Source organism: Aeromicrobium sp. REDSEA-S32_B7 (genome assembly GCF_001626145.1).
Lineage (GTDB): Bacteria > Actinomycetota > Actinomycetes > Propionibacteriales > Nocardioidaceae > Aeromicrobium > Aeromicrobium erythreum.
Genome location: NZ_LUNF01000073.1, coordinates 1 through 18,350, shown reverse-complemented (window position 1 = coordinate 18,350; position 18,350 = coordinate 1). Strand labels below are relative to the sequence as shown.

At 72.5% G+C, this 18,350-nt stretch carries 20 protein-coding genes and 2 pseudogenes; 10 read left to right on the top strand and 12 right to left on the bottom strand.

The window, feature by feature from the left end:
* Positions 1–220 (top strand): annotated as a pseudogene (locus A6Q79_RS05720) (hypothetical protein); the annotation flags it as partial.
* Positions 221–266: 46 nt separating this feature from the next.
* Positions 267–752: a hypothetical protein gene (locus A6Q79_RS05715; protein ID WP_286690315.1), complete on the top strand. Its 486-nt coding sequence runs from the start codon at positions 267–269 to the stop codon at positions 750–752.
* Positions 753–770: 18 nt separating this feature from the next.
* On the opposite strand, the gene A6Q79_RS05710 is transcribed toward A6Q79_RS05715, so the two are convergent.
* From A6Q79_RS05710 to sigK, 4 genes are read right to left on the bottom strand one after another with little or no spacing between them, the layout of a single operon-like run.
* A complete protein-coding gene (locus tag A6Q79_RS05710) occupies positions 771–1,307 on the bottom strand; it encodes a hypothetical protein (RefSeq protein ID WP_144433734.1) in 537 nt (178 codons plus the stop codon).
* Positions 1,308–1,334: 27 nt separating this feature from the next.
* Entirely contained in the window at positions 1,335–2,102 is a 768-nt protein-coding gene (locus tag A6Q79_RS05705) for an alpha/beta fold hydrolase (protein WP_236749698.1), read from the bottom strand.
* Between the two features lie 43 nt (positions 2,103–2,145).
* Entirely contained in the window at positions 2,146–2,850 is a 705-nt protein-coding gene (locus tag A6Q79_RS05700; protein WP_067857325.1) for an anti-sigma factor, read from the bottom strand.
* Entirely contained in the window at positions 2,847–3,443 is a 597-nt protein-coding gene (sigK, locus tag A6Q79_RS05695; RefSeq protein WP_067857327.1) for an ECF RNA polymerase sigma factor SigK, read from the bottom strand. The genes A6Q79_RS05700 and sigK overlap by 4 nt, the downstream gene beginning before the upstream one ends.
* Positions 3,444–3,594: 151 nt before the next feature.
* On the opposite strand from sigK, the gene A6Q79_RS05690 reads away from it, so the two are divergent.
* From A6Q79_RS05690 to A6Q79_RS05680, 3 genes are read left to right on the top strand one after another with little or no spacing between them, the layout of a single operon-like run.
* Positions 3,595–4,278, top strand: coding sequence for an alpha/beta hydrolase (locus tag A6Q79_RS05690; protein ID WP_083516360.1), 684 nt, complete (start codon positions 3,595–3,597; stop codon positions 4,276–4,278).
* 1 nt (position 4,279) lies between these two features.
* Positions 4,280–4,645: a hypothetical protein gene (locus A6Q79_RS05685; protein WP_067857329.1), complete on the top strand. Its 366-nt coding sequence runs from the start codon at positions 4,280–4,282 to the stop codon at positions 4,643–4,645.
* The gene (locus tag A6Q79_RS05680; protein WP_067857332.1) at positions 4,638–5,069 is read left to right on the top strand and encodes a hypothetical protein; all 432 of its coding nucleotides are present in this window, start codon (positions 4,638–4,640) and stop codon (positions 5,067–5,069) included. The genes A6Q79_RS05685 and A6Q79_RS05680 overlap by 8 nt, the downstream gene beginning before the upstream one ends.
* A 4-nt stretch (positions 5,070–5,073) precedes the next feature.
* Here A6Q79_RS05680 and cobA read toward each other — a convergent pair whose 3' ends face one another.
* From cobA to A6Q79_RS05650, 6 genes are all read right to left on the bottom strand, one after another.
* Positions 5,074–6,255 carry a uroporphyrinogen-III C-methyltransferase gene (gene cobA / locus A6Q79_RS05675; RefSeq protein WP_286690314.1) on the bottom strand — a complete coding sequence of 394 codons (1,182 nt, stop codon included), beginning with the start codon at positions 6,253–6,255 and terminating at the stop codon, positions 5,074–5,076.
* 2 nt (positions 6,256–6,257) lie between these two features.
* Complete coding sequence (locus A6Q79_RS05670) at positions 6,258–7,556, bottom strand: sulfate adenylyltransferase subunit 1 (protein ID WP_067857338.1); 1,299 nt, start codon at positions 7,554–7,556, stop codon at positions 6,258–6,260.
* Entirely contained in the window at positions 7,556–8,494 is a 939-nt protein-coding gene (gene cysD / locus A6Q79_RS05665) for a sulfate adenylyltransferase subunit CysD (RefSeq protein ID WP_067861524.1), read from the bottom strand. Before cysD ends, A6Q79_RS05670 begins: the two co-directional genes overlap by 1 nt.
* Positions 8,495–8,526: 32 nt before the next feature.
* Positions 8,527–9,336, bottom strand: a complete 810-nt coding sequence (locus A6Q79_RS05660; protein ID WP_083516363.1) for a phosphoadenylyl-sulfate reductase — start codon at positions 9,334–9,336, stop codon at positions 8,527–8,529.
* Between the two features lie 9 nt (positions 9,337–9,345).
* Positions 9,346–10,413 (bottom strand): MFS transporter, encoded by a 1,068-nt coding sequence (locus tag A6Q79_RS05655; RefSeq protein WP_317697029.1) that lies wholly within the window; start codon positions 10,411–10,413, stop codon positions 9,346–9,348.
* An 82-nt stretch (positions 10,414–10,495) separates the two neighbouring features.
* Positions 10,496–11,056 carry a winged helix-turn-helix domain-containing protein gene (locus A6Q79_RS05650; RefSeq protein ID WP_289017275.1) on the bottom strand — a complete coding sequence of 187 codons (561 nt, stop codon included), beginning with the start codon at positions 11,054–11,056 and terminating at the stop codon, positions 10,496–10,498.
* A 104-nt stretch (positions 11,057–11,160) separates the two neighbouring features.
* Between A6Q79_RS05650 and A6Q79_RS05645 the strand changes: the two genes are divergently transcribed.
* Positions 11,161–11,781: an L-threonylcarbamoyladenylate synthase gene (locus A6Q79_RS05645; RefSeq protein WP_067857346.1), complete on the top strand. Its 621-nt coding sequence runs from the start codon at positions 11,161–11,163 to the stop codon at positions 11,779–11,781.
* 35 nt (positions 11,782–11,816) lie between these two features.
* On the top strand, positions 11,817–12,503 hold the full coding sequence (locus A6Q79_RS05640; protein ID WP_317697025.1) for an alpha/beta fold hydrolase: 687 nt from the start codon (positions 11,817–11,819) through the stop codon (positions 12,501–12,503).
* On the opposite strand, the gene A6Q79_RS05635 is transcribed toward A6Q79_RS05640, so the two are convergent.
* Together A6Q79_RS05635 and A6Q79_RS05630 are read right to left on the bottom strand one after the other, a co-directional pair.
* Positions 12,481–13,653 (bottom strand): MFS transporter, encoded by a 1,173-nt coding sequence (locus A6Q79_RS05635; protein WP_286690311.1) that lies wholly within the window; start codon positions 13,651–13,653, stop codon positions 12,481–12,483. The genes A6Q79_RS05640 and A6Q79_RS05635 overlap by 23 nt on opposite strands.
* A 26-nt stretch (positions 13,654–13,679) precedes the next feature.
* Positions 13,680–14,609, bottom strand: coding sequence for a DNA-3-methyladenine glycosylase (locus A6Q79_RS05630; protein WP_067857356.1), 930 nt, complete (start codon positions 14,607–14,609; stop codon positions 13,680–13,682).
* A 114-nt stretch (positions 14,610–14,723) separates the two neighbouring features.
* Here A6Q79_RS05630 and A6Q79_RS05625 point away from each other — a divergent pair, with 114 nt between their 5' ends.
* From A6Q79_RS05625 to A6Q79_RS05615, 3 genes and pseudogenes are all read left to right on the top strand, one after another.
* Positions 14,724–16,448, top strand: a complete 1,725-nt coding sequence (locus A6Q79_RS05625) for a conjugal transfer protein TraN (RefSeq protein ID WP_011413139.1) — start codon at positions 14,724–14,726, stop codon at positions 16,446–16,448.
* Positions 16,449–16,451: 3 nt separating this feature from the next.
* A pseudogene (locus A6Q79_RS05620) lies at positions 16,452–17,075 on the top strand (conjugal transfer protein TraF); the annotation flags it as partial.
* A gap of 55 nt (positions 17,076–17,130) precedes the next feature.
* The coding region (locus A6Q79_RS05615) for a conjugal transfer protein TraH (RefSeq protein WP_317697014.1) at positions 17,131–18,350 on the top strand (1,220 nt) is incomplete at its 3' end.

The following is an 18,350-nucleotide window of genomic DNA, read 5'->3' as shown; positions in this document are numbered from 1 at the left end:
CGGCATCACGGCCCGCGGCACGGCCGAGGGCTGGGCGGGCGCGGGCGCCGGTGCCGACGGCGTGCTCGGCTACGATGACGGCGTCTTCCGGCTGAGCGGGTCCGGGGGAGCGGCCTGGGGCCTGGGCGGCAAGCTCGGGCTCGACCTCGAGGTCGACGTGCCGGAGCTCGTGGAGTCGCTCGACAGCGGTGTCACCGCGCTGACGGAGCTGTTCCCATGACGACCTGCGTGACCACCCCCGTGACCGCTCGAGGAGAGGACCGGCCGTGGCCCAGCTGCCCATCGACCTGACGTTGAGGCTGCCCGACCCCGGGTGGCTCGTGGCCGACCCCGCCGAGCTCGGCCTCCCCGGGGCGGCGTTCGCGGCGACCCGGCCCGAGCCCGGCGCCGTCTTCGCGCCCCTGCTGACCGTCTCGGGCGGGCTGCGCGACGCCACCGAGGACGTGGCCGTGGTGGCCGAGGAGTCCCTGGCCGTGTTCGCCGAGCAGGTCGCGGACGCCGAGGTCGTCAACCGCGTGATGTCGGGGACGCCGACCGCGCCCGGGGTCTCCCAGGTGCTCGCCGGCCGGGCGCCGCTGCAGGGTCGCCAGCGTGAGGTTCGCCAGGCGCAGGTCGTGGCGACGGCCCCCACGCGGGACGGCGACCGTCGCGCGGTGGTCGTCTTCACGCTCACCTGTCTCGCAGAGCAGCTCGGCACCCTCGGCCCGCAGCTGCAGACGTTCGTGGCCTCGGCGCGTCCCGAGGGCGCCTGAGCGGTCGCGGCCCGCGCGTCAGCCGGGCGGAAGCACGCCGGTCAGCCAGAGCACCAGGACCACCAGGCCGCCGACGAGGAGTCCGCCGACCGCGATGCCGGCGAAGACCAGACCGACCAGCTCGGCACCGCCACGCACGACGCGCAGGCCGACCTGCTGGGCCGCGAGGGTGACGAGCTCGCGTCCCTCCTGGGGGGCGAAACGCAGGTCGGCGACCTTGACCGGCATCCCGTGCTCGTCGAGCCCCCAGACCTTCTCGACCCCGAGTGCGATCGTGCGTCCCCGCTGGACCGACGCGGAGCCGGCCAGTGCCGGCGCACCCGCGACCCAGTCGACGCGGCGCACGACGTCGGTGACGGCGACACCGTCGCCCCGGGGGCGCACCTCGTGGATCACCGTCCGCTCGATGCCAGCCGCCCCGAGGACCGTCCGCCAGCGACGGTCGGCGAGGTCGAGGCGCAGGTCGAAGCCGTCGTCGACGACGTCCACGACGTACGGCGTGTCCTCCACCGCGTCGCGGACGGCCTGCAGGAGGAGGTCCATGGCGGGGGTCATGCGCGGCTCCGGCTCATGGGGCCGATCCTAGGACGCGGCGCGCACCGAGGCGGTCTGCCACCACGAGACGACCCGGTCCACGACCACGCCCGGGTGCTTGACCCAGCGGACGTGGTCGGTGCTCCCGCCGTCGGGGACGGCGTCGCGCGTGTAGACCCAGCGGGTCACGGACGCGGGGTCCAGGAACTGCTCGAGGAAGCGCTTGTTGGCGGCGGAGACGGCGTACGCGTCGCCCTGCAGGTGCACGACGAGCGTCGGAGCGGTGACCGGGCCGCTCACGTCGAAGGGCGGGCGACCGGTGCGGACGAAACGTGCCCACTCCCGCATGAGCGTGCGGGCACCCGGCGCACCGAAGGCGGGCTTCGGCAGGTGGCCGAGGCCCTGCGTCAGCAGCGGGATCGTCGAGGCGAAGGCCAGCATGGGCAGACCGCCGTAGGGGTAGAAGCGGTGGTGGGGGGTGGAGGCTCCCACCATCACGAGCCCGTCGGCGTGCACCGCGGTGTCGTCCCGCTGCTGGAGCCCGACCGCCAGCTGTGCGCCGAGGCTGTGGCCGAGCACCAGCACCGGACGCCCCGGCTCGGCGCTGCGCGCGGACCGGACGGCGTCGGCGAGGTCGTCGATCTCGTCGGCGTAGGACCAGTCGCTCGCGCGCGAGGCCGTCGGGCCGTCGGGCTCGAACCCGCGCCGGCCCAGTGCCTGCGCCGACCAGCCGACGTCCTCGAACGCCGCGACGAGCGGACGGTAGAAGCGCGACGGCACCGCCATGGCGGGGGACACGAGCACGTGCGGGTTCACGTCGACCATGGTCCCGTAGAGGTGTCGCGGCGCGGCGGAGGGGTCAGGCCGGCATCGCGGCGACCGGGTCGGTCGTCGGGGCCGGCGAGCCGCCGTCGGGCTCGACCGTCACCGCGAAGGCGTCGCTGCCCGCGATGTCCTGCGCGTAGATCATGCCGGCACCGTTGCCGAGCACGCCGAGGGAGCGCGGCACGCCGTCGTGCATCGCCCACACCTGGTAGACGTGGCCGTCGTCGAGCGGCTTGAGGTCGGAGCCCATCACGACGGCGGCGTCGTGCGAGGGCGAGGCGACGACGCGCATCGTGCCGCCCGTGCGGACCTTCCCGTCGAGCATGGTGGCGTCGCCCGCGACCATCACCGCGCTGATCCGCGCGCTGTCGGCCTGCAGGCTGTCGGCACGCTGGTGCTCGGAGACGTAGCCGCCGATCGCACCGGCCGCCACGAGGACGGAGGCGGCGACCAGCAGGCGCGGGCCGGCACGGCGGATCCGGCCATGCTGCGCCAGCGTCGTGACGACCGGACGCTCCTGCGCGGTCGCGCTGACCTCGGCCAGCAGACGCGCACGCAGCGCCGGCGGAGGCGTGTCGGCCTCGGCCTCGGCGAGGCGCAGTGCCGTGAGGTGGAAGCCGCGCAGCTCCTGGCGGCACTCCGCGCACTGATCGAGGTGGCCCTCGAACCGGGCCCGCTCGTGCGGGTCGAGCGCGTCGAGCGCGTAGGGCGCGGCGAGGGTGTGCAGATCGTGCGTCATGAGACCTCCACTCCCATGCAGTCACGCAGACGGACGAGTCCGTCGCGCATGCGCGTCTTGACGGTGGCGGGGTTGGCGCCGAGCACCTGCGCGACCTCGGCGTAGGTGTATCCCTGGTAGTAGGCGAGGTTGACGGCCTCGCGCTGCAGCTCGGTCAGGCCCTCGAGGCAGCGGCGTACCTGCTCGTGCTCGAGGCGGATGGTCACGGTCTCCAGCACCTGGTCGTGGTCGACGCCGGGCGACCAGTCGTAGCTGTTCTCCCGGTTCGTGGCCGCCTGGTCGTGACGGACCGCATCGACGGCGCGACGGTGGGCGAGCGTGAGCACCCAGCTCTTGGCGGTGCCGCGTGCCGGGTCGAACCGCGCCGCGGTCTGCCAGACCTGGAGGAACACCTCCTGGGCGACCTCCTCGGCCCGGGCGGGGTCGCGGATGACGCGACGGGCCATGCCGAACACGGTCGCACCGAGGACGTCGTAGAGTGCCGCGAACGCGGCCTCGTCGCCTCGAGCGACACGGACGAGCAGGTCGTCGGGGTCGACCGCCTGAGCGGTCTCCGGAACCGCGGCCAGGCGATCGGCTGCTGACTGGCTCATGCGCGACTCCTTCCCGAACAAGCTTCTACGGGCCATTCGCGGCTGCCTCCGGGGTGGATGGGTCGAGCGGGGAAGAGTTCTCGGTCACATCCTAGGGAGAGCCCCCCACGCTCCGGCTGCAGCCTCAGGGCCCCTGTGTCACGGTGGTCTGATGAGCGAGGAACCGCGCGAGCCGCGGCTGGACGCGATCCACGTGCCGGACCGGCCACGAGCCGTGGTGCTCGTGCTGCACGGCGGTCAGCAGCGCAGCACCCAGCCGGTACGCAACCGCAACGCGAGCTGGTGGCGCATGCTGCTCGTCGCCAAGGCGCTGCGGCCGACCGCCCGCCGCGAGCACCTGGCGGTGCACCTGCTGCAGCACCGCGTACGGGGCTGGAACGACGACCACGACCCGTCCCCGGTGCGCGACGCGCGGTGGGCGCTGGACCGGCTGCGCGAGCAGCACGGCGCCCTGCCGGTCGTGCTCGTGGGGCACTCGATGGGTGGCCGCACCGCGTGCCGCACGGCGGACGACCGCTCGGTCGTCGGCGTCGTCGGCCTGGCGCCGTGGCTGCCGGCCGGCGAGCCGCACCGCGCCCTCGCGGGCCGCGCGCTGCACGTGCTCCACGGACCGCAGGACCGGTGGACCTCCGCCGCCCTGAGCCGGACCTTCGTCGAGCGCTGCCGCCCGATCGCGACCGAGGCGACGTGGACGGCCCTGCCCGGCGCGGGGCACTACATGCTGCGCCAGGTGTCGACGTGGAACGGCTTCGTGGAAGACTCGACCCTGCGGATCCTGGGCGCCGACGCCCGGGACCCCCGCGACACCGACGAGCCGACCAGAGGACCAGCCTGACGTGACCGACACGATCGCCTACGGCGTCGCCCTGCTGGCGCTGCTGGTGGCCGTGTTCGCGGCGACGCACACCGTGCGGGACGCACCGTTCGGCAACCCGTTGTTCTATGCGGTGTCGGTCCTGGAGATCGTGCTGGTGGTGGCCATGGTCGGCGGCTTCGTGGCGCTCGCGCAGACCGACCGCGACGTGTCGGGCGGGCTGTACGTGTCGTACTGGCTGACGGTGGTGGTCCTCCCGCCGGCCGCCGTCCTGTGGGGAATCGCCGAGAAGAGCCGGTGGGGCACGGGGGTCGTCGTCGTCGCACTGCTCACCGTCGCCGCGCTGATGGTGCGGCTGCTGGGGATCTGGAAGGGCACCTATGTCTGAGCGCACCTCACCCGACCGCACGCCCTCGGACGCGAGCCAGGGCGGCCGGACCTCGACCGGTCCGGGCCGGGCGCTCGTGGCCGTCTACGCCGTCTTCGCCATCGCGGCGACGGCCCGCTCGCTCTACCAGCTGGTCGTGAAGGCCGACGAGGCTCCCGTCGCGTACGCGCTGTCGGCGCTCGCGGGCGTGGTGTACGTCGTCGCGACCTTCGCCCTCGGCACGGACCGGCACCGGCTGGCGGTGGGAGCCGTCCTGTTCGAGCTGGTGGGCGTGCTCGGCGTCGGCCTGCTGACGCTCCTGGACGGCGAGCTGTTCCCGGATGCCACCGTGTGGTCGGACTTCGGCGCCGGGTACGGCTACGTCCCGCTCGTGCTGCCGTTCGTCGGGCTGTGGTGGCTGCGTCGCACCCGCGGCCGCGCCTGAGCCGTCAGCGCCAGGCGGGGGAGAGGCGGACGACCTCGCCCACCACCGTGACGGCGGGCGAGCCCACCCCGACCTCGACGCAGCGCTCGGCGATCGTGGCCAGGGTGCCCACGGTGACCCGCTGGTCGGGCGAGCAGCCGCGCTCCACGACCGCGACCGGCGAGGTCTCGGGATGTCCGGCGGCGACGAGCGTCGCGGCGCTCTGGGCGAGCCGGCGTACGCCCATGAGCATGACGATGGTGTGGTCCGGCGATGCGGGGAGGTCACCGAGCTCGTCGTGCGCGGTGACGACGCTGAAGCCCGTCGCGACGCCGCGGTGGGTCACGGGGATGCCGGCCGCCGCCGGGACGGCGATGGCGCTCGTGACGCCGGGGACGACCTCCACGGGCACCCCGGCCGCCTCGCACGCCTGACGCTCCTCGCCGCCGCGGCCCAGCACGTACGGGTCGCCGCCCTTGAGCCGGACGACGAGCTTGCCGGCCAGGGCGCGGTCGACCAGGATCCGGTTGATCTCGTCCTGCGGGACAGGGTGGTGGTCGGGCAGCTTGCCGACGTCGACCACCTCCACGTCCGGGGCGAGCTCGTCGAGCGCGTCGAGGGGTGCAAGTCGGTCGACGACGACCACGTCGGCCTCGGCCAGCAGGCGTCGGCCGCGCGTGGTGAGCAGGTCTGCGTCGCCCGGCCCGCCGCCCACGAGGGCGACCGAGCCCTCCGGGTGGTGGGTCCGGTGCCGCAGCGGGAGGTCGCCGGACTGCAGCGCCGTCGCGACGGCGTCGCGCAGCACCGACGCCCGGCGCGCGTCGCCACCCCCGCTCACCGCCACGTGCACGTCGTCGACGGAGGCCACCGCCGGCATCCACGCCGTCGCGTGGTCGGGGTCGCCGCCCTTGAGGCACCACACCCTGGCCTGCTCGGCGTCGGCCGCCACCAGGTCGTCGACCGGGCTGTCGGTGGCGGTCTGCACCAGCCAGGCGCCGTCGAGGTCGCCGGTGCGGTACCCGCGCTCGACCCAGGTGAGGCGGCCGAGGTCGGCGAGCTCGCGGATGCGGGCGCTGACCTCGGGTGCGACGACCACGACGTCGGCATCGGCGCCCAGCAGGGCGTGGACGCGGCGCGAGGCCACCGTGCCGCCACCGACCACCACGACGCGGCGGCCCTCCGGACGCAGGGTGAGGGGGAGAGGCACGCTCAGACCGTAGCGGTCGCGAGCAGCGCGTCGCCGACCATGCCCGCGGCCAGGGTCGTGCCGTCCTGCGCGTCGACGAGGAGGAACGACCCGCCCGCCCGGGCGTGCAGGTACTCCTCGGCCGCGATGGGCGAGGCCAGGCGCAGGGTGACGTGCCCGATGTCGTTGAGCTCGAGGGAGTCAGCGGGCTCGAGCGTGGCCGCGTCGAGGTCGAGACGACCCTTGATCTCGGTGACCATGGCCTGCACGGTTCGGGTGCCGTGCTTCAGCAGCACCTTCGTGCGGCCGGCCAGGCGGTGGTCGGCGAGCCAGGCGACCGTGCCCTCGACGTCCTGCGTGACGGCCGGGACGCTGCGGGAGGTGACGATGAGGTCGCCGCGGGAGATGTCCACGTCGTCGGTCAGGCGCAGCGTGACCGACTGCGGCGCGAACGCCACGTCGAGCTCGCCGTCGGCGGTGTCGATGCCGGCGACGGTGCTGGTCCGCCCGCTCGGCAGGACCGTGACGGCGTCGCCCGGGCGCACGAGGCCCGACGCGACCTGGCCCGCGTAGCCGCGGTAGTCGCGGTGCTCGTCGCCGCCGGCGGCCTGCGGACGGATCACCAGCTGCACGGGGAAGCGCAGCGGCTCGGAGTGCGGCTCGCCTGCCGGCTCGAGCGTCTCGAGGAACGACAGCACGCTCGGCCCGTCGTACCACGGCGTCCGCGCGGAGGACTCCACGACGTTGTCGCCGTCGAGGGCCGACACGGGGATCGTGGTGACGTCGGTCAGCCCGAGCGACGTGGCGACGGCGAGCACCTCGGCCGCGACCCGGTCGTACGTGGCCTCGTCGAAGTCGACGAGGTCGATCTTGTTGACGACGACCACGACGTGCGGCACCCGCAGCAGCGAGGCGACGGCCAGGTGGCGGCGCGTCTGCTCCTGCACGCCCTTGCGGGCGTCGACGAGCAGCACGATGACGTCGGCCGTGCTGGCGCCGGTGACGGTGTTGCGCGTGTACTGCACGTGGCCGGGGCAGTCGGCGAGGATGAACGACCGCTCGGCGGTCGCGAAGTAGCGGTAGGCGACGTCGATCGTGATGCCCTGCTCGCGCTCGGACCGCAGTCCGTCGGTGAGCAGCGCGAGGTCGGCCGACGCGAGCCCGCGGTCGCGGCTGACCCGCTCGACCGCGTCGAACTGGTCGGCCAGCACCGACTTGGAGTCGTAGAGCAGCCGGCCGACGAGGGTGGACTTGCCGTCGTCGACGGAGCCGGCCGTCGCCAGCCGGAGGACGGTCTTCGTGGGCGAGGTGGTGGTGGCCATCAGAAGTAGCCCTCCTTCTTCCGGTCCTCCATGGCGGCCTCGGACGCACGGTCGTCGGCGCGGGTGGCGCCGCGCTCGGTCAGCCGCGTGGCGGCCACCTCGACGACGACGTCCTCGACCGTCGCGGCGTCGCTCTCGACCGCGCCGGTGCACGACATGTCGCCGACCGTGCGGTAGCGGACCAGCCGACGCTCGACGGACTCGCCGGGACGCGGCTGGGAGACGTCGGTGACCGCCACGAGCATGCCGTCGCGCTCGAACACGTCACGCTCGTGCGCGTAGTACAGCGGGGGGAGCTCGATGCCCTCGGCGGCGATGTACTGCCACACGTCGAGCTCGGTCCAGTTGCTCAGCGGGAAGACCCGCACGTGCTCGCCGGGACGGTGCCGACCGTTGTAGAGGTTCCACAGCTCAGGGCGCTGGTTGCGCGGGTCCCACTGGCCGAACTCGTCGCGCAGGCTGAACACGCGCTCCTTGGCGCGGGCCTTCTCCTCGTCGCGTCGACCGCCACCGAAGACGGCGTCGAACTTGTGGTCGGTGATGCCGTCGAGCAGCGGCTGGGTCTGCAGCTGGTTGCGCGTGCCGTCGCTGCGCTCACGCAGGCGGCCGTCGTCGAGGTAGTCCTGCACCGAGGCCACGACGAGCCGCAGGCCGAGGCGCTCGACGGTCGCGTCGCGGAACGCGAGCACCTCGGGGAAGTTGTGCCCGGTGTCGACGTGCATGACGGGGAAGGGCACGGGCGCGGGCCAGAAGGCCTTCGTCGCCAGGTGCAGCATCACCACGGAGTCCTTGCCGCCGGAGAACAGGAGCACGGGGCGCTCGAACTCGGCCGCGACCTCGCGGATGATGTGGATGGCCTCCGACTCCAGCCAGGCGAGCTGGTCGAGCCGGTAGGTCGGGCGCTCGGCGGTGCCGGGCGCGTCGTCGACGACGGTCATGCGTTCCTTCTCGTTCGGGGTGAGGGTCTCGCTCACGTGTGCAGGCCGCACTCGGTCTTGTCCAGACCGGCCCAGCGACCTGCACGGGGGTCCTCGCCGGGTGCGACGCGGCGGGTGCACGGCGCGCAGCCGATCGACGGGTAGCCGTCCTTCACGAGCGGGTTGACGACGACGTCGTGCTCCTCCGCGTAGGCGAGCAGCTCGTCGAAGGTCCAGGCGGCGAGCGGGTTGACCTTGACCAGGCCGTTCTTCTCATCCCACGTCACGAGGGGCGTGTCGGCGCGGGTCGGGCCCTCGTCGCGGCGCACGCCGGTGATCCACACCTCGTAGCCGGCGAGCGTGCGGGTGAGCGGCTCGACCTTGCGCAGGTGGCAGCAGAGGCCGGGGTCGCGGGCGAAGAGGTCCTTGCCGTGCTGCGCGTCCTGCTCCGCGACGGTCTGCCGGGGCATCACGTCGACGATGGTGAGTTCCATGGAGGACTCGACGGCGTCACGCGTGCCGATGGTCTCGGCGAAGTGGTAGCCGGTCTCGAGGAAGAGCGTGTCGACCCAGGGCAGGTGTCGTGCGACGACGTGGGGGAGGACGGCGTCGGCCATCGAGCACGCGACCGCCGTGCGGTAGCCGAACTCCTCCGCGACCCAGGCCAGCACCTCGTCCGTGCTCGCGTCGGCGAGGCGGACGGCGGCCTCCTCGGCGACGGCGCGCAGCGTGTCCGCGTCGCGGCGGGGTCCGAGGACCGCGTCGCGGGTGCGGTGGTGCTCCTCGCGCGCGGCATCGTGCGCGAGCTGGCGGTCCCGGCGCTCCGCGAGCGTCAGGCCGGAGGTGGGCGAGGTCTCGGGCATGGTTCAAGCCTAGGCGGGCATCCCGAGGAATGGGCACGGCAGTCGCATGGTCGCGACCAGGTAGAGCGTGCCCGCGGCGAGCAGGGCGGCCTCGAGCCCGAGCACGGCCAGCAGGCCGCCGGCGACGAGGCCGCCGAACGGCATCAGCGCCCACGCGACGGCGGTCGACAGCGACCCGACCCGACCGACGAGGGCGCGCGGGATGCGCTCGTAGAACACGGCGCCGACAATCGGGTTCAGGAACCCGGAGGCGAGCCCCGCGACCGCCATGACGACGACGGGCCACGTCGTCGACCCCGTCCACGCGAGCACGGCGAACCGGGGGAGGCCGCAGACCAGGAACGCCGTCACGTACACGGCGAAGCGGGGCATCCGCTGCGCCCACGCGGCCGCCAGCAGCGACCCGACGAGCGACGTCCCGGCCATCACCGCCAGCAGCAGTCCGACGGCCGCGACACCGGCACCGCTCGTCTCGGCCCACACCGGCAGCAGCACTGCCGTCAGGCCGACGTCGAGCAGGTTGGTGACGGCGATCATCGACGTCAGCGCCAGGATGACGGGATCGCCGCGCAGGAAGGCCCACCCCTCCCGCAGACGCCGGGCGTAGCGCTCGGGGCGGGCCGTCGTCACGGTCGCGGGGAGCAGGCCGGCCGTGCCGAGGCCGAGGACCACGGCGGCCAGGGCGAGCCCGGCCGCGTTGGCCACCAGCGCGTCGGCGGCGCCCACGACGGCGACGAGGAGCGCCGCGAGCGCCGCGCCCACCAGCCCCGCGGTCCGCTCCACCCCCGACGAGAGCCCCGTGACCCGCTCGAGCGGCACGTCCGCGACCTCGGCGACCGTCGGCGCCAGGCTGCGGCGGGCCGCGTCGGCCGGCCCACGCAGCGCACCCGTGAGCGCCACCAGCAGGAGGAGGAGCGGGAACGGCAGGGCACCGAGGTGGTGGAGCACGGGCACGGCGCACACCACCGCTGCGCTGGCCGCGTCGCAGACGACTGCGACCCGACGGGCTCCGAGGTGGTCGATCACGGGCCCGGCCAGCACCTTCGCGACCACGAGGGGCGCGAGCTCCCCAGCCACGGGACGGCCACGGTCGCCAGCCGCGTGCCGGTGAGGGCGAGCCCGTCCGCGACGAGCCACGCGGCGAGCAACCGGCCGTGCCTCATGCGTCGGTCACGCTGCCCGGCCACGGGTTCGCGTGGACGCGCACGCTGAAGGGTCGCGCGTCGGGGTGGTCGTCGTCCTCCACGGCCGTCAGGAGGTCCACGAGCTGCTCGGTGAGCGCGCGGGCCTGCTCCGGTCGCAGCCGCCGCACCCAGTCGCTCAGGGTCGAGGCGGCGCGCCACTCCTCGGGCAGCAGCGGGTACTCCTCGACGGCCCGCTGGAGCTGCTCGGCGTGCACGACCGCGACGGCCTGGCCGAACGCGTCGACCGCGGCGAGCTCGTCGGCGTCGCGGGGCGCGCTCGTCGACGTCGAGCGGTGCACGGCACGCCACCAGCGGGTCCGGGCGTCGCCGTCGCCCTCGGCCTCCTCGACGAACCCGTGCGCGGCGAGCTGCCGCAGGTGGTACGACGTCGCCCCCGAGGAGGTGCCGGTCCGGGCGGCCAGGCTGGTGGCCGTCGACGGTCCGTCGATGCGCAGCAGGCCCAGCAGCCGGAGCCGCAGGGGATGGCTCAGTGCGCGCAGGGCGTGGGCGGAGGGGACGACGACGGGCTCGGTCACCCGGCCAGCGTAGATCGCCAAGAGAGCTTTGCAAAGAGTTCTTGGCGAGATCGAGAGCGTCGTGACGGGTGGGCAACGGTGCGTCGTGCTCGTAGGGTCGGGACATGGCCCGCTACCTCGAGATCCACCCGCAGAACCCGCAGAGCCGCGCGGTCGAGCAGGCGACGTCGATCCTGCGCGACGGCGGCCTCGTCGCCTACCCGACGGATTCCGGCTATGCGCTGGGTGCCGCTCCCGGCAACCAGGAGGCCCTCGACCGGATCCGCAGCATCCGCCGGCTCGACGACAAGCACCACTTCACCCTCGTCTGCAAGGACTTCGCGCAGCTCGGGCAGCTCGTGCACCTGGACAACGCGATCTTCCGCGCCGTCAAGAACGCCACGCCGGGCCCGTACACGTTCATCCTGCCCGGCACGCGCGAGGTCCCGCGTCGGCTGCTGCACCCGAAGAAGAAGACCGTGGGCGTGCGCATCCCCGACCACGTCGTGGTCCGGGCGCTGCTCGACTCGCTCGGCGAGCCGATCCTGTCGAGCACGCTGATCCTGCCGGGCGAGACGGAGCCGATGACGGAGGGCTGGCTGGTCAAGGAGGAGCTCGACCACCTCGTCGATGCTGTCGTCGAGTCCGGCGACGTCGTGGCCGAGCCGACCACCGTCGTGGACTTCGTCGACGGCGTGCCCGAGGTCGTGCGCGAGGGCGCGGGCGACCCGGACCGCTTCCGGTGAGCGCGTCCGACGATCGGGGGGCGACCTTCGTCCTGGTGCCCGGCGCCGGGGGCTCGCCCTGGTTCTGGAGCCGCGTGGTCCCGCTCCTCGAGGCTGCGGGACACCGGGCGGTCGCGGTGGACCTCCCCGGGGACGACCCCGCCGTCGACCTGCAGGGCTACGTCGACCGCGTGGTGGACGCCGTGCGGACCGCGCGCGGCGACGGCCGAGTGGTGCTGGTCGGTCAGTCCTTCGGCGGTTTCAGCGCGTCGGCAGCGGCTCTCGTGGAGCCCGTCGACCTCCTCGTGCTGCTGAACGCGATGGTCCCGCGGCCGGGTGAGTCGGGCGCGCAGTGGTGGCGTGCCGTCGGGCAGGCCGCAGCCCGGCGCGACGCCGAGGCCGCGGCCGGACGCGACCCGTCGCGCCCGTTCGACGTGCTCGAGGTCTTCTTCCACGACGCTCCCGAGGACGTGCTGGCCGAGGCCGCGGAGCACGACCGCCAGCAGACCGACCTCGCATTCGGCTCCTCGTGGCCAGGTGAGAGCTGGCCCGACGTGCCGACCCACGTGCTCGTCGCCGACGACGACCGGCTCTTCCCGCCGACCCTGCAAGGCCAGGTGGCGCGCGAGCGACTCGGCCTCGAGGCGACGTCGGTGCCGGGCGGGCACCTGAACGCCCTGACCCGTCCGCGGGAGCTCGTGGACGCGCTGGTGGCCTGTCTCAGCGCCGCCGCGCCGAGCTGAGGACGAGCGGCGCCGTCGCGGCCAGCAGGACCGCGAGCAGGAGCATGGCCGGGGTCCCGGGCAGCCACGAGAGCAGCAGCGTCCCGAGGTAGGGGGCGGCGAAGCCGAGGTACGTCAGGCTGTAGAAGACGGCGGTCACCGTGGCCAGGTCGGCCGGCTGCGCCACCTCCTCGACCGTCGCCAGCCCGGCGACGAGGATCCAGCCGTACGCGGCTCCGAGCCCGACGGCCGCGAGGACGGTGAGCGCGCCCCACCCGGTCAGCGAGGCGAGCGTGGCGACGAGGAAGCCGACGACGCCGGCACCCACCCCCAGGAGGACCGTGGTGCGCGGGGAGCGGCGGCGACCGAGGGGCTGGACGAGGACGCCGGTCCAGAGCGTCAGTGCCACGAGCGCGCCGCCGACGGCGACGTTGGGGCCGGGGACGGGCGCGACCTGCGGCACCGTCGCGAACGCCAGCGTCGCGCACCCGAACACCCAGGGCGCGGTGAACAGCGTGCGTCGCACGAAGGCCGGGCAGCGCAGCGCCTGCGCGACACGCCCCGTCTCGGCGTCGAGCGTGTCGTGGTGCGCACGCACCGGCTCGGGTGCGTTCCAGGCGAACACGGCGACGAGCACCGTGAGGACGAGGTGCGGGACGTAGGGCAGCAGCAGGGGGAGCGGCAGCCACTGGGCCATCAACCCCGTGACGAGCGGGCCGGTGCCGAAGCCGGCCGACAGGGCGATCGCCGCGCGTCGTGCGCCCGTGCCGGCCGGTCCGGTCGAGAGCTCCTTGACCCAGGCGGTCCCGGGCGCGAACGCCGCACCCGACGCAATGCCGGCGAGCAGACGACCCAGCAGGAGCAGCAGGAGGCTGTGGCCGCCGAGCAGCAGCACCACGGTGGCGACGAACGAGAGCACGAGCACCGGCCGCATGACGCGGCGTCGGCCGAGCCGGTCCGAGACGGGCGCGACGAGCAGCAGCGTCGGGATGAGACCGACGGCGTACGCCCCGAACAGCAGCGTGACCTCCGCGGCGGTCGCGCCGTCCTCGACGCGGTAGACGGGCAGCAGCGCCGCGAACTGGTTGGCGCCCCAGCCGACGGCGAAGAGCGACAGCGCCGGCGCCGGCCACGACCGGGAGGCACGCTGGACGGGTCCGGGAGGCAGCACGCGCCCACTGTAGGAGCGGGCGCCCCCTACCGCCCGCGGTGGTCGACGCGTGACATGCGCGCCCCGCGCCGCTCGACCTGCACGTGCGGACTGAGCTGCATGAGCCGCAGCGCGACGAAGCGGTGGGGACGGAAGGGCTCGAGCACGAAGGCGACCTCGTCGTCGTGCTCGAGCCGGCGCCCGAGCAGGGCCGTGCCGACCGTGCTGGCGAGGTGGTAGTCCCCGAAGGGGACGGCGTCGGTGTCGCCGAACGCGCGCGAGCCGACCTCGGCAGCCGTCCAGACGCCGATGCCGGGGATGCTGCGCAGCCCGCGGTAGGCGCCGAGGAGGTCGTGCGGGCCGAGCCGCTCGAGCGCGTCGGCCATCCGGGTGGCGACCTGCGCCGTGCGGTAGCGCTTCGGGTCGACGCCGCAGTGGTGCCACGACCACGAGGGCAGCGCCGCCCAGGCGGCACCCGTGAGCGGGACGCGCATGCCCGCGGGCGCCGGACCGGGCGCGGGCTCCCCGTGCCGGTGCAGCAGCTGGCGCCACGACAGGAACGCGTCGGCGCCGAGCACCTTCTGCTCGATGATCGCGGGGACCAGCGCACCGACGACGTCGCCGGTGGACGGCACCCGGAGCCCCGGGAAGCGCCGTCGCGCGTCAGCCACGACCGGGTGGGCGAGCGGCAGGTCGTCGACCGGCCGCCCGACGAGCCGGGGCAGCATCTCGGCCTGGTGCTCCGCGCCGGGGCCCCACGCCTGCAGGTGGACGGCCGTGGGTCCGACCTGGCGCAGCAGCGTGGTGGCGGGGCCGTCGGGGGTCCGCACGACGCGCCAGTGGTCGTCGCCGATGCGTCGGTACGCCGGGTCGGCAGGGCCGCGACGCAGGGTCGAGAGCGTGCGGCGCAGGTCGAGCGGCGCGCCGTCGTCGTGCGTGCGCTGCGCGTCGGGCTCCCTCGCACCGGGCTCAGCCACGGGGCGCCCGCCGCTGCCACCAGCGTCGTCGGGGCGGCGGGGGAGCGGTGCGCGCGGCGGCCCGGGCGCGCAGCTTGCCCGCCTCCACCTCGCCCGCCTGAGGGATCAGCGCCCATGAAACACCCGATTAAGCTCGCCGTGACCGCTTTTACGGCGCTCCTCCTCACCGCGAGCGCCGCAGCCCAGCAGCAGGACGCGAAGGCCGACGGCAAGGCCTTTGCCGAGAGCCTGCGCGGCGAGGCCCAGCAGGCGGCACAGCAACAGCCGAACACTGCGACCCTCCCCAACTACGATCGCAACGCGGTCCGGGGGATCGAGACGCTCGCGCAGGATCCCGACCGGATCGAGGGCAATGCGGCGGCAGTGGCGAGCGGCCACCAGGGTTACCGCGCGATGCGCGACAGTGTGGCCAACCGCGCGCGTTTCGATCCGGGCGAGATCGAGGACGTCATTGCGCGCAGCCTCGCGATCAACGAGAGCCCGCTCGACTACACCAGCGGCATGGCGATCGCCGGGGGCCAGGGCTCCTGCGTCCCGCTGCCTCCCGGATCGGGCTCGGCCGGGACCTACACCGCGACCTGCAACACCGGCACTCGGATCGACCAGTCGGCGGGCCAGTGCGCGGTGCCGCTGGCAACGACAGTGAGCCAGCTTCCGCAGTACCACTACCTGTGCAACCGGTTCGGCGACTTCAACGGCTCCGGCGAGCCCGAGTGCGCCGGGTTCGACGGCTATTCCTGCCGCGTGACGGGACGGCGCGACACCTGCCTGCAGTGGAGTTCCTCGGGCGGACGTCCGTGGTGTTCCGAGCCGGGCGACCCGATCACCGAATTGACCTGCGACGAGCAAGTCCCGGGGCAGACACCCTACATGGTCACTACTGCGACCACGGTCACGACGACCCCCGACGAGAGCCAGTGCTCAGGCTTTGCCGACAATGGCGACTGCACGCTCGATACCGAGATCTGCACCGATGCCGATCCGCAGACCCGAATCGTGAACGGCGTCTCGGTCACACGACCGTGCTGGGAATGGCAGCGCAGCTACACCTGTACCTCGCGCGAAACGGCGACCGACTGCTCGGACATCGAAAGCCAGGGCACCTGCCGTTTCTTGCGCGAGGAATGTCTCACCGATGAGGTCCCATGCGAGACCTGGGAGCGCATCTACGAATGCCCACTCCCGGCAACAGACAGCACCACGCAGTATGTCTGCGACGGCGATGTCTATTGCATCGATGGCAGCTGCGAGACGATCGAGCGCACCGCGAACGACGAGTTCAAGGATGCCGCGGTCGCATTGCATGCAATGGACGAAGCGCGCGGACAGTTCGACCCGAATACGCTGACGCTGTTCCGCGGCACGCGCAACACCTGCTCGTCCAAGGTCTTCGGCGTGCTCAATTGTTGCAAGGGCAAGGGCTTTCCGCTCATTCCGGGCATCAGCCTTCTGGTCGCGCTTGGCTGTGATCGCGAGGAAGTGCTGCTCCACCAGCGCGATGCGCAGGGGCTGTGCGCCTATGTCGGGACCTACTGTTCGGACAAGTTCCTCGGCGTCTGCCTGACCAAGAAGAAGGTCTATTGCTGCTTCGAGAGCAAGCTCTCGCGGATCCTGCAGGAGCAGGGCCGCAAGCAGCTTCCCAAGCCCTGGGACAAGCCCAAGGAAGAACAGTGCGAGGGGTTCACCCTCGACGAGTTCGCCCGGCTCGATTTGAGCCGGATGGATTTCAGCGAGGTCTATGCCGAGTTCACCGATGCCGCGCGGCTGCCCGACGAACTCGAGACCAGCATCCTCATCCAGCAGAAGATCGACGACTATTACGCAAGGGGCGGCCAATGACCCATCTCTATCTCCTCACCGCTCTACTGCGAAGAGCGCAGGCTCGGCTACTGGTTCTACTGCGTCAAACCTGTGCCCGCGGAGGAACCGCAAGCGCCTGAAATCGAGCCGGTCGCGGCGACGCAGGAACTCGATGCGATCACCGCCGAGCTACGCGAGTTGAAGGCCCGCGCGATCGTCTATCCCACCGAAGCGAATGTGGCGGCCTATATCCGCCTCCAGCGCGCGCAGCTCGATCGCGCCTCGCTCTTCTCCGATGTCTGGCAGCGCGCGATCTGGCAGGACCCCGAACTCGACTACACGCTCGAGCGGCCGGTCGGCGCGCTCGCAAAGAAACAGTGGCAGGATGCCCGCAGCGCCGAGCGCGACAGCGTGATGGCGCGGCTCTCGCAGCGCTACGGCCTGTTCTATTTCTACAGCTCGACCTGCGCACCCTGCGAAGTGATGAGCCCGATCGTCAAGGGCGTCGCCGAGCGCTGGCGCATCACCGTGCGCGCGATCTCGACCGATGGCGGACCCTCGCGCCATTTCCCGGACTACAAGGTCGAGACCAACCAGCGCGCCAGGCTCGGCCTCGAAGGCAAGGCCACGCCGGCGCTCGTGCTGTGGGACAGCGTGACCAAGCGACCGATCCCGATCGAGCATGATCGCTTCCCCGCTTGCCGCCAACGTTGGCGACAGCATGGACCGCTTCATGGACGACATGGGCGCGGCGGCCAATGTCACGGGTCCGACCGCCTTCGAAGGCCAGTCGGCAGGCTATTACAGCCTCGGCAATGTCTGGACGCGCTTCCCCCAGAAGACGACTAGCATCGCCAATCTCCAGCTGCCGCGTGCCCGCGCTGGTTGCGGCGGTATCGATATCTTCGCCGGGTCCTTCTCCTTCATCAACGCAAGCGAGATGGTCGCGCTTCTGAAGGCGGTCGCGAACAACGCGGTCGGGTTCGCCTTCAGCCTCGCGATCGATACCGTTTGCCCCGAGTGCAACAAGATCATGCAGGAGTTCAGCCAGAAGGCGCAACTCATGAACAACCTCTCGATCAACTCCTGCGAAATGGCGCAGGGGCTGGTCGGCGGCCTGTGGCCCAAGGGTGATTTGGCCGACAAGGCGATCTGCGAAGCAATCGGCAATTCGGAAGGCATCTTCACCGACTATGCCGCGGCCAAGCACGGCTGCGGCACGCGCGGGCAGCGCTCCTCGACCAATGAAGGCGCCGGTGCCGATTACGCCGACGTCAATCCCGGCGTAGCCCGCAACTACACCTGGCACGTCCTCAAGAAGAGCGCCTTTTTCAACCCCGGTGGCACTTTCGACCGCGAGCTTGCCGAATACGCCATGACGCTCATCGGCACGGTGATCTACGTGCCGCCCAAGGACGATGAGGCAGGCAAGTTCGTGCCATTTGCAGGCGATGCGTCGTCCACCCTGGTGAGCGCGCTGCTCGACGGGACGCAGGGCCAGACGGTCAGGGTGTTCCGCTGCGACGAGACCGATCTTTGCCTCAATCCGACCTTCGAACAGATGAGCCTTGCCAACGCCAAGGCGATCCGCCCGCGCGTCGCGCTGCTGATCGGCAACATGGTCGATGCGATCCGCGCCGACACCGCGATCGGCAATGCCGAGAAGGAACTGCTGCAAGTAGCCTCGGTCCCCTTGTACAAGATCCTCACCGTCCAGGCCGCCTATGGGCGCGGCATGCCGACCGATGATCGCGACACGCTCGCCGAGATCGCCAGCATCGACCTCCTCTATGCGATCCTCGACCGGATCGTGTCCGAAGCCGGGCGCTCGATGGCAAGCTTCATCGCCGCCGACGAAGCCAAGCTCGCGATCTGGCGCGGCCAGGTCGCCGAGGTTCGCACTGGCCTCGTCCAGCGGCAGGCGACCGGACAGGCCAAGGT

What these genes read in the sequence shown, in the direction of transcription:
- A6Q79_RS05710 (WP_144433734.1), bottom strand. Translation starts at nt 1,307, where the DNA reads ATGACCCCCGCCATGGACCTCCTCCTGCAGGCCGTCCGCGACGCGGTG.
- A6Q79_RS05700 (WP_067857325.1), bottom strand. Translation starts at nt 2,850, where the DNA reads ATGACGCACGATCTGCACACCCTCGCCGCGCCCTACGCGCTCGACGCG.
- sigK (WP_067857327.1), bottom strand. Translation starts at nt 3,443, where the DNA reads ATGAGCCAGTCAGCAGCCGATCGCCTGGCCGCGGTTCCGGAGACCGCT.
- A6Q79_RS05690 (WP_083516360.1), top strand. Translation starts at nt 3,595, where the DNA reads ATGAGCGAGGAACCGCGCGAGCCGCGGCTGGACGCGATCCACGTGCCG.
- A6Q79_RS05680 (WP_067857332.1), top strand. Translation starts at nt 4,638, where the DNA reads ATGTCTGAGCGCACCTCACCCGACCGCACGCCCTCGGACGCGAGCCAG.
- A6Q79_RS05670 (WP_067857338.1), bottom strand. Translation starts at nt 7,556, where the DNA reads ATGGCCACCACCACCTCGCCCACGAAGACCGTCCTCCGGCTGGCGACG.
- cysD (WP_067861524.1), bottom strand. Translation starts at nt 8,494, where the DNA reads ATGACCGTCGTCGACGACGCGCCCGGCACCGCCGAGCGCCCGACCTAC.
- A6Q79_RS05660 (WP_083516363.1), bottom strand. Translation starts at nt 9,336, where the DNA reads ATGCCCGAGACCTCGCCCACCTCCGGCCTGACGCTCGCGGAGCGCCGG.
- A6Q79_RS05645 (WP_067857346.1), top strand. Translation starts at nt 11,161, where the DNA reads ATGGCCCGCTACCTCGAGATCCACCCGCAGAACCCGCAGAGCCGCGCG.
- A6Q79_RS05625 (WP_011413139.1), top strand. Translation starts at nt 14,724, where the DNA reads ATGAAACACCCGATTAAGCTCGCCGTGACCGCTTTTACGGCGCTCCTC.